The sequence below is a fragment of the Pseudomonas sp. EU05-FHT14B02 genome (genome assembly GCF_058791055.1).
In genome coordinates, this window is sequence record NZ_JBYTDD010000007.1 from 18,629 (window position 1) to 34,284 (window position 15,656).

At 58.4% G+C, this 15,656-nt stretch carries 18 protein-coding genes; 8 read left to right on the forward strand and 10 right to left on the reverse strand.

Annotated elements, in window-relative coordinates; translation table 11 throughout:
• The first annotated feature begins 36 nt into the window (after window positions 1-36).
• Entirely contained in the window at window positions 37-870 is an 834-nt protein-coding gene (gene galU / locus AC3WTM_RS08900) for a UTP--glucose-1-phosphate uridylyltransferase GalU (RefSeq protein WP_102668905.1), read from the forward strand.
• A gap of 68 nt (window positions 871-938) precedes the next feature.
• Complete coding sequence (locus AC3WTM_RS08905) at window positions 939-1,400, forward strand: phosphohexomutase domain-containing protein (RefSeq protein WP_256585980.1); 462 nt, start codon at window positions 939-941, stop codon at window positions 1,398-1,400.
• 37 nt (window positions 1,401-1,437) lie between these two features.
• Here the strand turns inward: AC3WTM_RS08905 and AC3WTM_RS08910 are convergent, their stop codons facing one another.
• A complete protein-coding gene (locus AC3WTM_RS08910; RefSeq protein WP_371918568.1) occupies window positions 1,438-2,067 on the reverse strand; it encodes a hypothetical protein in 630 nt (209 codons plus the stop codon).
• A 71-nt stretch (window positions 2,068-2,138) separates the two neighbouring features.
• Window positions 2,139-2,507 (reverse strand): hypothetical protein, encoded by a 369-nt coding sequence (locus AC3WTM_RS08915; RefSeq protein ID WP_102668999.1) that lies wholly within the window; start codon window positions 2,505-2,507, stop codon window positions 2,139-2,141.
• Window positions 2,508-2,980: 473 nt separating this feature from the next.
• Here AC3WTM_RS08915 and tal point away from each other — a divergent pair, with 473 nt between their 5' ends.
• On the forward strand, window positions 2,981-3,907 hold the full coding sequence (tal, locus tag AC3WTM_RS08920) for a transaldolase (RefSeq protein WP_102668906.1): 927 nt from the start codon (window positions 2,981-2,983) through the stop codon (window positions 3,905-3,907).
• 103 nt (window positions 3,908-4,010) lie between these two features.
• Here the strand turns inward: tal and rssC are convergent, their stop codons facing one another.
• The 3 genes from rssC to AC3WTM_RS08935 form a co-directional block, all read right to left on the reverse strand.
• The gene (rssC, locus tag AC3WTM_RS08925; RefSeq protein ID WP_102668907.1) at window positions 4,011-4,493 is read right to left on the reverse strand and encodes an anti-sigma factor antagonist RssC; all 483 of its coding nucleotides are present in this window, start codon (window positions 4,491-4,493) and stop codon (window positions 4,011-4,013) included.
• A complete protein-coding gene (rssB, locus tag AC3WTM_RS08930) occupies window positions 4,493-5,674 on the reverse strand; it encodes a two-component system response regulator RssB (RefSeq protein ID WP_102668908.1) in 1,182 nt (393 codons plus the stop codon). Before rssB ends, rssC begins: the two co-directional genes overlap by 1 nt.
• A gap of 392 nt (window positions 5,675-6,066) precedes the next feature.
• Entirely contained in the window at window positions 6,067-6,756 is a 690-nt protein-coding gene (locus AC3WTM_RS08935) for an MlaA family lipoprotein (RefSeq protein ID WP_102668909.1), read from the reverse strand.
• A 201-nt stretch (window positions 6,757-6,957) separates the two neighbouring features.
• Between AC3WTM_RS08935 and pcrP the strand changes: the two genes are divergently transcribed.
• Window positions 6,958-7,578 (forward strand): HAD superfamily inactivated hydrolase PcrP, encoded by a 621-nt coding sequence (gene pcrP / locus AC3WTM_RS08940; protein WP_102668910.1) that lies wholly within the window; start codon window positions 6,958-6,960, stop codon window positions 7,576-7,578.
• A 121-nt stretch (window positions 7,579-7,699) separates the two neighbouring features.
• Window positions 7,700-7,963, forward strand: a complete 264-nt coding sequence (locus tag AC3WTM_RS08945) for a DUF4404 family protein (RefSeq protein WP_102668911.1) — start codon at window positions 7,700-7,702, stop codon at window positions 7,961-7,963.
• Between the two features lie 51 nt (window positions 7,964-8,014).
• Here the strand turns inward: AC3WTM_RS08945 and queF are convergent, their stop codons facing one another.
• Together queF and copI are read right to left on the reverse strand one after the other, a co-directional pair.
• Window positions 8,015-8,845 carry an NADPH-dependent 7-cyano-7-deazaguanine reductase QueF gene (gene queF / locus AC3WTM_RS08950; RefSeq protein WP_102668912.1) on the reverse strand — a complete coding sequence of 277 codons (831 nt, stop codon included), beginning with the start codon at window positions 8,843-8,845 and terminating at the stop codon, window positions 8,015-8,017.
• Between the two features lie 61 nt (window positions 8,846-8,906).
• Window positions 8,907-9,428, reverse strand: a complete 522-nt coding sequence (copI, locus tag AC3WTM_RS08955) for a copper-resistant cuproprotein CopI (protein ID WP_102668913.1) — start codon at window positions 9,426-9,428, stop codon at window positions 8,907-8,909.
• Window positions 9,429-9,583: 155 nt separating this feature from the next.
• Between copI and AC3WTM_RS08960 the strand changes: the two genes are divergently transcribed.
• On the forward strand, window positions 9,584-10,264 hold the full coding sequence (locus AC3WTM_RS08960) for a heavy metal response regulator transcription factor (RefSeq protein WP_102668914.1): 681 nt from the start codon (window positions 9,584-9,586) through the stop codon (window positions 10,262-10,264).
• Window positions 10,264-11,613, forward strand: a complete 1,350-nt coding sequence (locus AC3WTM_RS08965) for a heavy metal sensor histidine kinase (RefSeq protein WP_102668915.1) — start codon at window positions 10,264-10,266, stop codon at window positions 11,611-11,613. Before AC3WTM_RS08960 ends, AC3WTM_RS08965 begins: the two co-directional genes overlap by 1 nt.
• Window positions 11,614-11,719: 106 nt before the next feature.
• Here the strand turns inward: AC3WTM_RS08965 and AC3WTM_RS08970 are convergent, their stop codons facing one another.
• The 3 genes from AC3WTM_RS08970 to AC3WTM_RS08980 all read right to left on the reverse strand — a co-directional run bounded on the left by AC3WTM_RS08970 (window position 11,720) and on the right by AC3WTM_RS08980 (window position 14,972).
• Window positions 11,720-12,964 carry a lipoprotein-releasing ABC transporter permease subunit gene (locus AC3WTM_RS08970; protein ID WP_057715642.1) on the reverse strand — a complete coding sequence of 415 codons (1,245 nt, stop codon included), beginning with the start codon at window positions 12,962-12,964 and terminating at the stop codon, window positions 11,720-11,722.
• Between the two features lie 66 nt (window positions 12,965-13,030).
• On the reverse strand, window positions 13,031-13,714 hold the full coding sequence (lolD, locus tag AC3WTM_RS08975) for a lipoprotein-releasing ABC transporter ATP-binding protein LolD (RefSeq protein ID WP_173677889.1): 684 nt from the start codon (window positions 13,712-13,714) through the stop codon (window positions 13,031-13,033).
• Between the two features lie 7 nt (window positions 13,715-13,721).
• The gene (locus AC3WTM_RS08980) at window positions 13,722-14,972 is read right to left on the reverse strand and encodes a lipoprotein-releasing ABC transporter permease subunit (RefSeq protein WP_102668916.1); all 1,251 of its coding nucleotides are present in this window, start codon (window positions 14,970-14,972) and stop codon (window positions 13,722-13,724) included.
• A gap of 94 nt (window positions 14,973-15,066) precedes the next feature.
• On the opposite strand from AC3WTM_RS08980, the gene AC3WTM_RS08985 reads away from it, so the two are divergent.
• Window positions 15,067-15,648 (forward strand): PilZ domain-containing protein, encoded by a 582-nt coding sequence (locus tag AC3WTM_RS08985; RefSeq protein WP_102668917.1) that lies wholly within the window; start codon window positions 15,067-15,069, stop codon window positions 15,646-15,648.
• Window positions 15,649-15,656 lie beyond the last annotated feature (8 nt).

Consider the following 15,656-nt stretch of genomic DNA (forward strand, 5'->3'; position numbering starts at 1 on the left):
CGACTTCTCTTATACATTGGAAAAAAGGACGCTTCTATGATCCGTAAATGTCTATTCCCTGCAGCTGGCTATGGCACGCGCTTTCTGCCCGCCACCAAGTCGATGCCGAAGGAAATGCTGCCGATCGTCAACAAGCCGCTGATCCAGTACGGTGTTGAGGAAGCACGGGATGCCGGCCTGCAGCACATGGCGATCGTCACCGGGCGCGGCAAGCGGGCGCTGGAAGACCATTTCGATATCAGCTACGAGCTGGAGCATCAGATTCGTGGTACCGACAAGGAGAACTATCTCAACGGTACCCGCGAGTTGATGGATACCTGCACCTTCTCTTACACCCGTCAGGTGGAGATGAAGGGGCTTGGGCACGCCATTCTCTCTGGCCGTCCGTTGATTGGTGATGAGCCGTTTGCAGTGGTACTGGCCGACGACTTGTGTTTGAACCTGGAAGGCGATGGTGTGCTGTCGCAGATGATCACGCTCTATAAGCAGTTCCGTTGCTCGATCGTGGCCATTCAGGAAGTACCCAACGACCAGACGCACAAGTACGGCATCATCGCTGGCGAGCAGATTCGCGAAGGTATTTACCGGGTTAACAGCATGGTTGAAAAGCCTAAACCGGAAGATGCCCCGTCCAATCTGGCCATTATTGGTCGTTACATTCTGACGGCCGATATCTTTGACTTGATTGCCGATACCGAGCCCGGCAAGGGCGGTGAGATCCAGATCACTGACGCGTTGATGAAGCAGGCACAAAGCGGTTGTGTCCTGGCATACAAGTTCGAAGGTCACCGCTTTGACTGCGGCGGAGCGGAAGGTTATATCGACGCGACCAATTTCTGTTATGAGAATTTGTATAAGAAAGGCCTGTAACCGGTAATTTTCAGCTCTTGGGTGCCGCGTTTCTGAGCGGCCATAAACCTTTTGCAAGGCAGACCAATATGAACGCTTCCAGATCACCGATCGACTCTGTCTATAAATCGCTGGACCCTTTTGCACCGGGCAATATGGTTTTGGGGCAGGAGTTCACCGAGGGCAACAGTGGATTGATGGCCTGGTTGCGGACGTACGAAAGAGTACCCGCCTCTACCTCCCCTCAACCCAGATTACTGGTGGAACGCATCGGGCTTTTCCCCTCCTCCGGGGACATTCGATGTGCAGTCAGTAATCCGACTGCCGTACTGACGCATCTTCATTCGTTGTACGCCAGTAAAGCGCTGGACGTAGACGAGAGCTGCGGCCTAAGCCTGACGTTCACTGAATGGCGCTTCAAGATCCACCTCTCGCAGACCGATTCAGAAATCGTGCTGAACGTTGAAAGTCGTGGTGATGTTGCACTGATGCAGTTGAAAACTGCGGAGTTGCTGGCCCGGATTGATGAGAAAAGCAGTATCGAGTCCTAGCCCACCCTCTTGCCGGGACTCAACATCAAGCCAATCGCTATAACCGTGACGGCCCGCCAGAAGTTCGCCAATGAGGCTGCATAAAAGCCTTTTCTGCCCCCGATAGAGTCACTGCCAGTGAGTTCAAGACCCCCTCGGCGGTGTACTTGGGAATACTCGTACTCAGTAGAATCACCGCTAGCCCCAGCGCCAGGGCCGGCAAAGGAATTTTGCGGACTTCCCTTCTCTCCAGTCTGAAAAGAAAGACGCACGCCGCGGCTGATCCCACAACCGCCCCGGCAATCGCTTCCGGCAGAGGATGAATCGTCTGACCGACATACTGGATGCTGAACCACCAGGTCGAAAGCAGCCCCGCTCCCAGCGCCAGCCATCGAAGGCGATGATCCAGTTGGCGCAACAGTAAACTCAGTACAACGGTCGACACCAGGCAGGCGTTCATTGCGTGACCACTGATGACCGCGATATCCAGGCTTTCCAGGCCGATTCCCCAGCCCTTGAAAAGCACTTTGCTGAGACCTACAACGAAATAGGCTACGAACAGAACGCCTAGCCATAAGAGGGCGAGTTTTCTGGATGCCGTGCACCATAACCAACCCGCGACGACCATGGCCGCTGGAAGCATGACTGTGATGCCGGCGTATTGTGCGATGTACAGTTTTGACTCCAACCTACTTCCTCACATCTGATGCAATTTTCCAGTGTAATGGACACTGGGCGCGTGTTCAGTAGATACAGCGCTCATCGATCCGAAAAGCACTTCAGACGGTTCTCTACGACAAGCACCGAATAACTCGCGATGTGCATTGCCAGTCCGTCCTCTACCAGCGCGTCCAGCAAGGCAGCCTGTGCCGCAAAGCGCAGGTCGCGGTTGAGTTTTCGAGAGGCGTGCATCTGATCGATCAGAACATGCGTCACTTGATAAGGAGTGTTAACCCTCAGACGTCCCAGCCAGACATGTAGTTTTTTTGCAGTTTTAGTCTGCTTGATATCCTGTACGCCTGTTGCCTTGTCCGAAGAGGGGCTTTTCGAAACTTCCACGATCTCTTCAAACACGTTGGTCAACTTTTTTAATGCGTAGCCGAGCATCAGATCATCAAACGCATCCAAAAACATATACCTCTTCACTTTGTGAAGTCATTTCCACCATGCAAACACTTTCTATTATCACACTACACTTTATTCGCTTTATATATTTGACGTATTCTAACGATCACACCTTATTAGATAACACCCTACCAACAACAAGATTGCCTTCGCGACAACTTAGTTGACTTTTTATAACAATCACTGAGGGCGCAACCAAACTATATAGAATTCAAAAATTTAGCGGTGTTACACCCAGGACACAGTGAGCGTTATCAGAAGATTCAGGTGTCAGGTGATCTGATTGCAAGGCGATAACCGTCAGATGAGTTGAACCTGTGAGCCCGCCTGGCATCCTATTTATCGATACCGCCCCCCCACCTTTCAAACACCTGTTTTCAGGTTGTTGCCACAGGGGGCATTGATACACGTACACGCCCTTGAGTGGCTGTCAGCGCTCGGGTAATGTCATCAGACCCATAGGACAGAGCACGCCCATGACTTCCAAGCTGGAACAACTCAAACAAATGACAACCGTGGTTGCCGACACCGGCGACTTCGAGGCTATCGCTCGCGTTAAACCCGTGGACGCCACCACCAACCCTTCCCTGCTGCTCAAGGCCGCGGCCATTCCTGCGTATGCCGAGCTGCTGAACGCCTGCGTCCATGACTGCAAGGGCGATGTGGGCCTGGCCAGCGACCGTTTTGGCGTGGCCGTGGGGCAAGAAATCCTGAAAGTGATTCCGGGCCGCATTTCCACCGAAGTGGATGCACGCCTGTCGTTCGACACCGATGCCATGCTCAAACGTGCGCATCGCCTGATCGAGCTGTACGACAAGGCCGGTATTGGCCGCGACCGCGTGCTGATCAAAATCGCGTCCACCTGGGAAGGCATCCGCGCTGCCGAGATCCTGGAAAAGGAAGGCATCCAGACCAACCTGACCCTGCTTTTCTCCTTTGCCCAGGCCGCCGCCTGTGCCGACGCCGGGGTGTTCCTGATTTCGCCGTTCGTGGGCCGTATCTACGACTGGTACAAGAAAGCGAACGGCAACGACTACACCGGTGCGGATGATCCGGGCGTGCAGTCGGTGACGCGCATCTACAACTACTACAAGGCCAATGACTACAAAACCGTGGTCATGGGGGCGAGCTTCCGCAACCTGGGTCAGATCGAGCAACTGGCTGGCTGTGACCGCCTGACCATCAGCCCGGACCTCATCGACAAGCTGGCCGCGGATACCGGCAAGCTGGAGCGCAAACTGGCACCTGGCCATGCAGGTGAATCGCGCCTGAGCCTAAACGAATCGCAGTTCCGCTGGCTGTCCAACGAAGATGCGATGGCGACCGAGAAACTCGCTGAAGGCATTCGTCAGTTCGCGCGAGATCAGGAGAAGCTCGAGGCGTTGTTGCAGGCCAAGCTGTGATCTGAGCGGGTGTAATGCAAAAAGGGCGAACCTTGGTGGGTTCGCCCTTTTTTGTATGTGACTGTCAGGACGCCATCGCGAGCAAGCTCGCGCCTACAGGGGATCAATGGCGTTCGAGCGCATTCACCAGGTCATGGAAGGCTTCACGATTGGTGTCGTTCAGGCCCATGAGGATCTTGTGCGCTTCAAGCACCTTGATCCGCACCACTTCTTCGGACTGATCCTGGTCTGGCAGGTCGTCCAGGCATTCCGGGCACGGCACCGGCTTGTCAACGATGTTGAACACCTGCTCAAAGCCCATGGACTGCAGCAGCCGCGTGATGTCTTCGTGGGTGGTGACGACGGTCGGCAGCAGGCCAACCTTCTGCCGTGACAGGATCGACAGCTTGGCCAGCAGGCCAAGTGTAGTGCTGTCGATGCTGCGGGTTTCGGTCAGATCGATCACGATCGAATTGAAATTCAACGCGTTGAAGATCCGCTCAATAGTCGCATCCAACGCCGAACACAAGGTCAGGCGAACTTCACCGACGAACTTCAGGACGAAGGTGCCATCCTGCTCGGCGAACTGGATTCTACCGGTACTCATCAAAGATTCCTGCTCAACACCAACAGGGCGATATCATCCGGCATCTCCCCTAGCGTGGCCAATCCAAAAACCTGCCGCAGCCCATCCAGGGTGCCGCCCGCAGCCTTGACCCGTTGGGGCAACGCCGCTTCTTTCTCTTTGAGTGTGGGTTCTGGCAAAAGATCCAGAATGCCATCAGACATCAGCGTCAGGCTGAACGTCGGTGGCAGTTCCAGCACGTGGTCTTCGTAGGTGGCTTCGTTGAAGAGGCCCACCGGCAGACCACGCCCTTGCAGATAACGAACACTGTCTGGCGTGTACAACACTGGCAACGGCAAATGACCGCCGATGCTATAGGTCAACAAACCGGTCTCCTCGTCGATGACTCCACCGACCATTGTGACGTGTTTACCCAGCTTACAACTGATCAGGCCCCGGTTGATATGACCAAGAACCTCTGAAGGCTTGAATTCCGGCAGGGTGCCGCTGCGCTTGGATTCGAACAGCAAGCGCGTTGTCATGAACTTCAACAGCACGGTGACGAAGGCTGAGGAGGCGCCGTGACCGGAAACGTCCGCCAGGTAAAAGGCGACCCGGCGCTCGTCGACCCGGAAGTAGTCAACGAAATCTCCCGACAAGTACAGCGACGGGATGATCTGGTGAGCAAACTGGAACTCGTTGATGGTCCAGGGGCTGACAGGCAGCATGTTCATCTGCACCTGGCGACCGGCGTTCTGGTCCTCCTGAAGCAGGTTCAGGCTGGCTTCGAGCTCGCGATTGGCCTTCTCCAGCTTCTCGCGGTAGCGCTGGTTCTCCAGCAGCAGGCGCGCACGATCCAGTGCCCGGCGCACAGAGTGCTCGAGCACAGCCAGATCTTCGAGAGGCTTGATCAGGTAGTCCGCCGCACCCAGGCGCAGGGCTTCGACCGCGTCATTCATCACGCCGGCACCCGACACCACGATCACCGGGGTTTGCGGTGACAATTCGGTTACCTGGCGAATGAGTTCGAGTCCGCCCATCTGCGGCATGCGCAGATCGCAGATGACCAAGTCGGGCTTGTCTTGCTCGAATACCTGAAGACCCTGCTGACCATTGCTGGCCTGCAAGACGCTGAAACCACTGTCTTCCAAATAGGCGGCGAGGCTCGCGCGCACTACTTCGTCATCATCGATTATCAGCAGCGTGGCACTGGTTTTTGGCATGTGGGCAAACGGCGCCAGAATTAGGTTGGCGTAGCAGGCGGGGATTTTTGGCCCGGCGCTGACTACTGGATTCGCTTTCTAGCCTCTCTGTCGCACCGCTTTCGGGCATTTGCCCTACACGCGCGTTCACCAGAGGTGCCCTTCTAAGGCGCAGACGGTACTCCCATCCGCGGGGCGTTTCAAGCTCACGCCGATGGTCGCTTGACGTCTTTATTTGTCAAATCACCGAGAGTTATAAGAACAGGCAAATCCGTAACCCAATGGAAGGTTCGAACCCACGAGTCAAACCGGCCTGGACTACAGTGAAAACCGCGATTTCATCTGCATGCGGCTCTTCGCAGACAAAAAGAAGGCGGCCTTGATGGCCGCCTTCTTCAGTTTACCGGTCGAGATCAAAAATCGTCTTCGACCTGACCGTCTTTCACCTTGAATTCACGGTTCTGCAAGTACGCATTACGGATGAAGGTGTACTTGTCGCCGGTGATCAGCTTCTCGCTCGACAGCAGGTTGGCACGGGTATCGATGATATCCAGGGCGTTGAACGAGTTACGCACCGGAACATCGTTTATGTAACGATAAGCGCCGGTGTAGCTGTCGACGTACTTGGACGGCGCATCACGCAAGGTGCTTGGCCCCAGCAGAGGCAGCATCACGTAAGGGCCGCTGCCGACACCCCAGTAGCCCAGCGTCTGACCGAAGTCTTCGTCATTGCGCTGCAGGCCCATTTTCGTGCCGACATCAATGACGCCCAGCAAGCCGAAGGTGGTGTTGAAAATGATTCGTGCGGTATCAACGCCTGCGGCACGAGGTTTGGCCTGCAGGATATCGTTGGCCAGGTTGCGCACATCACCGATGTTGCGGAAGAAGTTGTGAACACCGTCTTCGACAAACTGCGGCGTCACGTACTGGTAGCCCTGGGCCAGGGGTTTGAGCGCGTAGGTGTCGATCACGTCGTTGAACTTGAAAATCGGGCGGTTGACGCTTTCCCAAGGATCCTCTTCCGTGGCTGCCTGGGCAACGAACGGAACCAGCATCACACTGGCGCATACACAAATCCTGGCTAGATGATTGCTCCAGCGCATAGAAAAAAACTCCTTGGTTTGTACTGGCTCGGGCGCTTGGCCCAGGCAATAAGTTGGCAAGTATATGACGTAAACGCCGTTTAAGGCACTTTGCACGAAAGCAACACCGAAAGAATCGTGCCAAATGTGAGCGATTTACATCCATGTCACTCAACTGTCACCGTCGCCCACTAGCCTTCAGGCTATTTCAGGGACGTACACATGCCGCTCGCCGAAGCCTTGCCCCAAACCGCACCCAGCCTGACCGCCGTACTGTTCGGCCTCAGTGGCTGCCTGGTGGATTTCGGCGCACACACGCACCGGCACGGCAGCCACTCGACCGAACACACCGAGGCTACGCCCGGCGCGCTGGATAGCCTGCGCAGCTTGCAGCGCCAGCAGATCCCCTGCGCCTGGCTCGATGAACTCCCCCCTGCCCTCAGCCATTCCCTGGCCGCTGCACTGCCGGAGTGGATCAAACCTTCGCAACATCCAGAAACATACATTCCATGGCCCGCCCCGAATGCCTGCTGGCAAGCCTTGATGACCCTGAATGTCGACCGACTCGACGGCTGTGTACTGGTGAGCGGCGAACCCCGCTTGCTGCAAGCAGGGCTCAATGCCGGGTTGTGGACTATCGGCCTGGCGTCCTGCGGCTCGCTGTGCGGGCTGACGCCCCAGGAATGGAACGCGTTGACCCAACAGGAGCGCGACATCAAACGCGCCAAGGCCACGATGCAGCTGTTCGGCCTGGGCGTGCATTCGGTGATCGATCACCTCGGTGAACTCGACACCTGCCTGATCGATATCAGCTTGCGTCGGTTCAAGGGCGAAAAGCCCTGATCGAGATCATGCACGTTGCGCGCGAGTGGATTAATCTAAAGGGAGCCATAGAACTTTGGCGCGCCGCCTTGGCGCTCCGTTGCGGTCTATGCCAGTGCCAATCGAGAAAAGGAAGAACGCCATGCCTGCCCGCGAACTGCAAGAACAGCTCAATGCCCTGCGCGAGCAATTGGAACAGAATCCTCCGCTGACCGAAGTCGAGCGCGAGGATTTGCACGCGCTCATGCAGCAGATTGAACTGCAGCTTGATCTTGAAACAAAAACCAAGGACTCCAGCCTAGCCGATGGCGTCAACCTGGCTGTCGACCGCTTCGAACTCGAACATCCAACTCTTGCCGGCACCCTGCGCAGCATCGGGCAGGCCTTGGCCAATATGGGGATCTGAACCCACCAATGCCTTTGTAGGAGCGTGCTTGCTCGCTCCTACAGGGTTTCGTTACTGACGGACCAGGCGATGGTTCGGCAGCTGCATCTCTTCAGTGCTGCGATACGGGTTGATATCCAGCCCGCCACGACGCACATAACGCGCATAGACCGTCAATTTCTCTGGCTTCAGCAACCGCTGCAGGTCGAGAAAGATCCGCTCTACACACTGTTCATGGAAGTCCGAGTGCTGGCGGAAACTGACGATGTACTCGAGCAGGCTTGCATGATCCAGCGCCGCGCCACGGTACTCCACCGCGACGCTGCCCCAGTCCGGCTGGCTGGTGACCGGGCAGTTGGACTTGAGCAAATGGCTGTGCACGCTCTCCTCGACAATGCGCGAATCATCGCAACGCAGCAGTTCCGGCCGTGGATGCTCGTAGTTGCTGACACTGATATCCAGTTCATCGATGCACACGCCCGGCAAGGCCACGACGCCTTCGCTCTCGACCTCCTTGAGACTGCGAATGCGCACACCCACCGGCTTGCCGGCAGCCGCCGACAAGTCCTTGACCAGCGTCGCCTCAAGGCTCGCCGTATCGACAAACGGCGTCTGGTTCAGGGAGTTGAGGTAGAGCTTGAACGACTTCGACTCGATGATGTTCGGCGAATCCGCCGGAATGCTGAATTCGCCAATCGCCACCACCGGCTTGCCCGACGGCAGCAGCCAGGACAGCTCGAAGCAGTTCCAGAAGTCCACGCCTTTGTACGGCAGGGTTTGCGCCGTCAGGCCCAGCTCCGCCCACTTCGCGGTGCGCGGAATCGGGAACAGCAAGGACGGCGTGTAGGTGGCGATGTATTCGCTGGACTTGCCCAGCGGCGAGTGTTCGGCTGCGGGATGCATGGCGGAAACCTGACTGAAGAATCAGCGGATTCTATCAGCCTTTGCTCCCGCCTTTGAGTGCTTACTGACTGACAGTCAGTTTGCCGACCATACCGGCCTGGTAATGACCGGGAATATTGCAGGCAAACTCAAGGCTGGTGGCCTTGCTGAAGGCCCAGGTCAGCTCGGCGGTCTTGCCCGGTTCCACCAGCACGCTGTTGGGGTCATCATGCTTCATGCCGTGGTCCATTTTGCTGTGATCCATGCCGGCCATTGCCTTCATGCCGGTTGGCGCCAGCATGCCGCTCTGTTGCATCTGCAACATTTCCTGCTGGTGCCTGGCGTGCAATGCCGCATCCCCCAAGTTGAACTCGTGCAGCAACTGGCCTTTATTGACCAGCACGAAGCGCACGGTTTCCCCGGCCTTGATATCGAGGGACTTAGGCGTGAAGGACATGTCCCCCATCACCACCTCGATGCTGCGGGTCGCCTTGGCTGTCGAGGCCGGCTGACCGAAATCGTAGGTACGCCCGGCGTCTGCCCACACCGGTGAACTCAGCGCCAGCAAACACAGGGTTTGCGCCACGGATTTGCGTAAAAACATCGTCATACTCCAACAAGTTAGGGCTCAGCATGCGCAAAACTCTAAACTGCTGCCACTGCCCGCAACCTGACAGTCTGATTACAACTTTGTCAGGTTGCCCTGTGCGAATGCTGCCCACGGTATAAAGCCTTCGTTCCACTTGCCATGAGTCGCCCATGAAACTGCTGATCGTCGAAGACCAACCGAAAACCGGCCATTATTTACGCCAGGGCCTGACCGAGGCCGGATTCAATACGGAACTGGTGGCCGACGGCAACACCGGTCAGCAATTGGCCCTCAGCGGCGAATATGCCCTGCTGATTCTTGATGTAATGCTGCCGGGTCGTGATGGCTGGCAAATTCTCCAGGCAGTGCGCAACGCCGGCCTGGACACACCGGTACTTTTTCTGACCGCCCGTGACGCCGTGGAGGACAGGGTCTACGGCCTCGAACTGGGCGCCGATGACTATCTGGTCAAGCCGTTTGCCTTCTCCGAACTGCTTGCCCGGGTCCGTAGCCTGTTGCGTCGCGGCAGCACCACGCCGCAGGAGACCAACCTGCAACTGGCCGACCTGCGCCTGGACCTGATCCGGCGCCGGGTGGAGCGCAGCGGCCAGCGTATCGACCTGACCGCCAAGGAATTCGCCCTGCTGGAAATGCTCCTGCGCCGCCAAGGCGAAGTCCTGCCCAAGTCGCTGATTGCTTCCCAGGTCTGGGACATGAACTTCGACAGCGACACCAATGTCATCGAAGTGGCGATCCGTCGCTTGCGCCTGAAGATCGACGATGAATTCCCCAACAAGCTGATCCATACCGTACGCGGCATGGGCTACGTCCTTGAAGAGCGTCCCGCCTGATGCGCCGTCTCTCCTTGAGCAGCCGCCTGGCCCTGCTGTTCGCCGCTTGCACCGCCGTGGTGTCGTTGTTCGCCGGGGTGCTCTTCAGCCGCGCCAGCGAGGCGCACTTCGTTGAACTCGACCAGCAACTGCTGGACGGCAAGCTGATTGGCTTGCGTCGGGCCCTGCACGACTTGCAGTCGAGTGACAGCGAAGTGAAACTGGCCGAGGAACTGAGCCGGCAAGCTGACCTGTCCCTGCGAATCACCGGCAGTGACGGCCAGCGCTGGTATGACAGCTCGACCAACATCCCCCAGGCACTGCCGCGCCGGTCCGGATTATCGACGGTGAGCCATGAAGGCACAGATTACCGCGTCCTCAATGCGCCGCTTTTCTCGGACAAACCCGAGTCACCGCAACTGACCCTGCTGTTGGACATCACCCATCACCAGCACTTTCTGCAACGCATGCAGCATTTGATCTGGCTGACCGTCGGCCTGTCAGCCCTGGCCACCGCACTGCTGGGCGCCTGGGCGGCACGCAGCGGCTTGCGCCCGTTAAGGCGGATCAGCGCGGTGGCCAGTGGTGTTTCCGCGCAATCGCTGAACTCGCGGCTACCTGAAGAAAACATGCCGCCGGAACTCGCGGAAATGGCCCACAACTTCAACGCAATGCTCGGACGCCTCGACGACTCGTTTCAGCGCCTGTCGGCCTTCTCCGCCGACATTGCCCATGAACTGCGCACGCCATTGTCGAACCTGCTCACCCACACCCAGGTCACCCTCACCCGCCCTCGCCCCATCGAGGACTACCGCGAAGCCCTGCACAGTAACCTCGAAGAGCTGCAATGGATGGCGCAACTGGTCAACGACATGCTCTATCTGGCCAAGGCTGACCATGGACTGTTAATCCCCAAGCGCGAACCGTTGGAACTGGGACAGGAAACGGATCTGCTGCTGGAGTTTTTTGCGCCACTGGCGGAAGACGCGCAGGTAAAACTGAGCCGTGACGGCAATGCCCGTATCGAAGGTGACCGCAGCATGTTGCGCAGGGCACTGTCGAACCTTCTGGACAACGCACTGCGATTCACGCCGGTCGATGGCGAGGTTCGGGTGCGAATCGTCGATCAACCAAAAGACTTGCGCCTGACCGTTGAAAACACGGGCCAACAGATTTCCAACGATCTATTGCCGCGCCTGTTTGACCGGTTTTACCGGGCCGATCCTGCGCGTCGTGAAGGCAGTAGCGAACATGCGGGACTGGGACTGGCGATCACCCAGTCGATCATCCGTGCCCATGGCGGGCAGATTCGTTGCGAATCGGAGAATGGGTGGACGCGGTTTGTGATCGAGTTGCCAAGGGGGGATTGAGGCCGGCAGGTCCAGCCTCATCGCGAGCAAGCTCGCTCCCACAGTTGACCGAGCTGACTCAGATCTACAGTGGGAGCGAGCTTGCTCGCGATGACGGTGTTATTGGTTACGAATATCTAAGTGCATGAGCCGGCTCGATCTTGGCCGCACGCCAGGCCGGGTAAACCGTGGCCAGGAAGCTCATGACAAACCCCGCCGTGCAGATCAGCGCCACATCCGCGCCTTGCAGCTCAGACGGCAGGTTACTGACAAAGTACACGTCGGAACTGAAGATGTGCTGCCCGCTGACCCGCTCGATCCAGCCCACTATCTGGCTGACGTTCAGCGCGGCAATCACGCCCAATACACCGCCAATCAAGGTGCCGACGATGCCGATCACCGTGCCCTGCACTACGAAGATCGCCATGATCTGCCGTGGCGTGGCGCCGATGGTACGCAGGATCGCGATGTCCGCCCCCTTGTCGTTCACCACCATGATCAGGGTCGCGATGATGTTGAACGCTGCCACCGCGACGATCATCAGCAACAGCAGGCCGATCATGGTTTTTTCCATCTTCATCGCGCTGAACAGGCTGCCCTGGGTGTGGGTCCAGTCGTCAGCCTTGTAGGCAGCGCCCAGCCCGGTGGCGATGTCGTTCGACACTTGCGGCGCGGCATACAAGTCTTTCACCGCCAGGCGCACGCTCTGCACCTGATTCGGCTCCCAGCGCTGCATCTGCGCGGCATCGGCCATGTGGATCAACGCCATGGTGCCGTCCAGTTCCGCACCGACCTTGAACACGCCGACCACATTCAGCCGCTGCATGCGCGGGGTAATGCCGCCCGGCGCATTGCTGACTTCAGGCACGATCAAGGTGATCTTGTCGCCCACGTTCAAGCGGAAGCGGCGCGCCGTGATCTGCCCGATCACCACGCCAAATTCGCCCGGCTTCAGGGCTTCCAGGCTCCCCTGAACGATGTGCTTGGCGACGATCGACACCTGGCCTTCCAGCGCCGGGTCGACACCGCTGACCTGGATCGGCTGCATCGTGCCCTTGTAAGACAGCATGCCCTCCATCTCGGTGAACGGCACCGCCGCCGTCACTTCCGGGTTTTTCATCGCGGCCGCCGCCACAGGCTTCCAGTCGTCAATCGGGTTCACGCCGACGATAGTGGCGTGCGGCACCATGCCGAGGATGCGTGAGCTCATTTCGCGCTGAAAGCCGTTCATCACCGACAGCACCACGATCATCGCCAGCACGCCGAGGGCGAGGCCGATCATCGAGGTCATCGAGATGAAGGAAACAAAGCGATTACGGCGCTTGGCGCGGGTATAGCGCGTGCCGATAAAGATCGATAACGGTCTGAACATTCGCTGGGGCACCGTATAAAAATAAAAGACCCGACGCACCTTTCGGTCGCGTCGGGTTTCAATCCGTTAGATGGGAGTCAGGCAACCTTCCTGCAAGTGCAGGACGCGGTCCATCTGGCGGGCGAGGTTCATGTCGTGGGTCACCACCAGGAACGCCGTGCGCATCGAGGTGCTGAGCTCCAGCATCAAGTCCTGAATCCCCTGAGCGGTGTGTGAATCGAGGTTGCCGGTCGGCTCGTCGAGCATCACCAGGCCCGGATTGTTCACCAGGGCGCGGGCGATGGCCACGCGCTGACGCTCACCACCGGACAGTTCGGCCGGCTTGTGCTCCAGGCGATGCCCCAGCCCTACCCGCTCCAGCAACGCCGTGGCACGCTGACGCGCTTCGGGGATCGCTGTCTTGCCGATCAGCAGCGGCATGCAGACGTTTTCCAGGGCGGTGAATTCCGGCAGCAGGTGGTGGAACTGGTACACGAAGCCGAGGGCGCGATTGCGCAGCAGGCCGCGCTTCTTCTCGCTCAGCGCCGACAGTTCTTCACCGTCGAGCCAGACGCTGCCCTTGGTCGGCGTATCGAGGCCACCCAGCAGGTTGAGCAAGGTACTTTTGCCCGAGCCTGACTTGCCGACAATCGCCACACGTTCGCCCGGGTGCAACTCCAGTTGCAGGCCGGCCAACACTTCCACCGATTCCGGGCCTTCCTCGTAGGATTTGCCCAGGCTGCGGCAGCTCAAGATTGCTTTATCACTCATGCCCGACTCACTCATAACGTAGCGCCTCCGCAGGCTGGGTGCGCGCGGCACGCCAGGCTGGATACAGGGTGGCGAGGAAACTCAGGACCAACGCCGCGGAGCAGACCATCACGACGTCCTGGCTCTGCACCTGCGACGGCAGGTAATCGATGAAGTACACGTCGGCGTTGAGGAACTTGTGCCCGATCAGGCCTTCGAGGGCCGAGATCGCGGCGCTGACGTTCAGCGCGGCGAAGATCCCGACCACCGCGCCGATCGCGGTACCGACTACGCCAATCACGGTGCCTTGCACCATGAACGTGCGCATGATCGTGCCTGGTGTGGCGCCCAGCGTGCGCAGGATCGCGATATCGCCCTTCTTGTCATTCACCACCATCACCAGCGTGGAAATGATGTTGAACGCAGCGACGGCAACGATCAGCAGCAGCAACAGGCCGATCATGGCTTTTTCCATGCGGATCGCCTGATACAGGTTGCCGTGGGTACGGGTCCAGTCGCGGGCGTAGTAGCGGTCTTCGCCGAGGTCGCGGGCGATGCTCCACGCGGTGCGCGGCGCCTGGAACAGATCGTCGAACTTCAGGCGCAGGCCCTGGACCTGATCCGGTTTCCAGCGGTGCAGCCGGGCCAGGTCCTGCAGGTTGGTGACGCCAAGATAGCCATCGAGCTCACCGGCGCCGACATGGAAGATGCCGACCACGGTAAAGCGCTTCATGCGCGGGAACATCCCGGCCGGGGTCACCGTGACTTCGGGCGCGACGAAGGTCAGCTTGTCGCCGATGGCCGCACCGAGCTTGGCCGCGGCCTTGTCGCCGATGACGATGCCGAACTCACCCGGCACCAGGTCATCGAGTTTTCCCTGGGTCATGAATTGATCGATGATCGACACCTGGCGCTCTTGCGCCGGGTCGATGGCATTGAGCAGGACTTTCGAGACCTTGCCGTTATTGGTCAGCAAACCCTGCATTTGCGTAAACGGCGCCACGGCCGTCACCTGCGGGTTCTGCTTGACCTTCGCGGCCAGGCCTTGCCAATCGCTGATCGCCTCACCGGACTCGATGGTCGCGTGGGGCACCATGCCCAGCACGCGGGTGCGCATCTCATGATCGAAGCCATTCATCACCGACAGCACCACGATCATCACGACCACGCCAAGGGCGAGCCCGATCATCGAAGTCAGGGAAATGAATGACACAAAATGATTGCGACGCTTTGCACGGGTGTAACGCGTGCCGATAAATACGAAGAGAGGTCTGAACATGTCGGGGCTTGTTCGGAGGGAAAAGGAACGTCCTTGTGGCGGGGGTCGATAACCAGCTTTACACTCAGACCACCGCCGCTACCATGGGTTCGCCATGTCGACATTAGATGAAGAAGATCGCCGCGAATACTACCGTATCGAGGATACGATCGCACTGGAAATTCGGCCCCTGTCCGCTACTGAAGCCACAGGCCAGGAAGTGTTGCAGGATGCTTCCCCACTCTTCAACTTGCTCAGCGAACTGCACCTGAGTGAATTCGAGTCGCAACACCTGTTGCGCCAGATCAGCGAACGCGACCGGAACCTCGCGGCGTTCCTCAAATCCCAGAACAAACGCATCGACTTGCTCAGCCAGGTGATCGCCATCACCGCGCTCGGGCAAATTGGCGAACCGCAGCCAGTGATCATCTCCGAAGGCGGCATCGACTTTCAGCATCCATCGCCCATTGCCGCCGGCGCACGCCTGTCGGTCAAACTGGTGCTGATGCCGCAAGCCCTGGGCCTGCTGCTACGCGCCCGCGTCACCCATTGCGACCGCAAGGGCGACGGCTATGACGTCGGCACCGAGTTCGAACACCTGACCGACGCCCAACGCCAACTGCTGGCCCGCCACATCTTGCAAAAGCAGGCCCAGGAACGACGCCTGGCCCGCGACCAACTCGAATCAGGCAATTAAATTAAGGA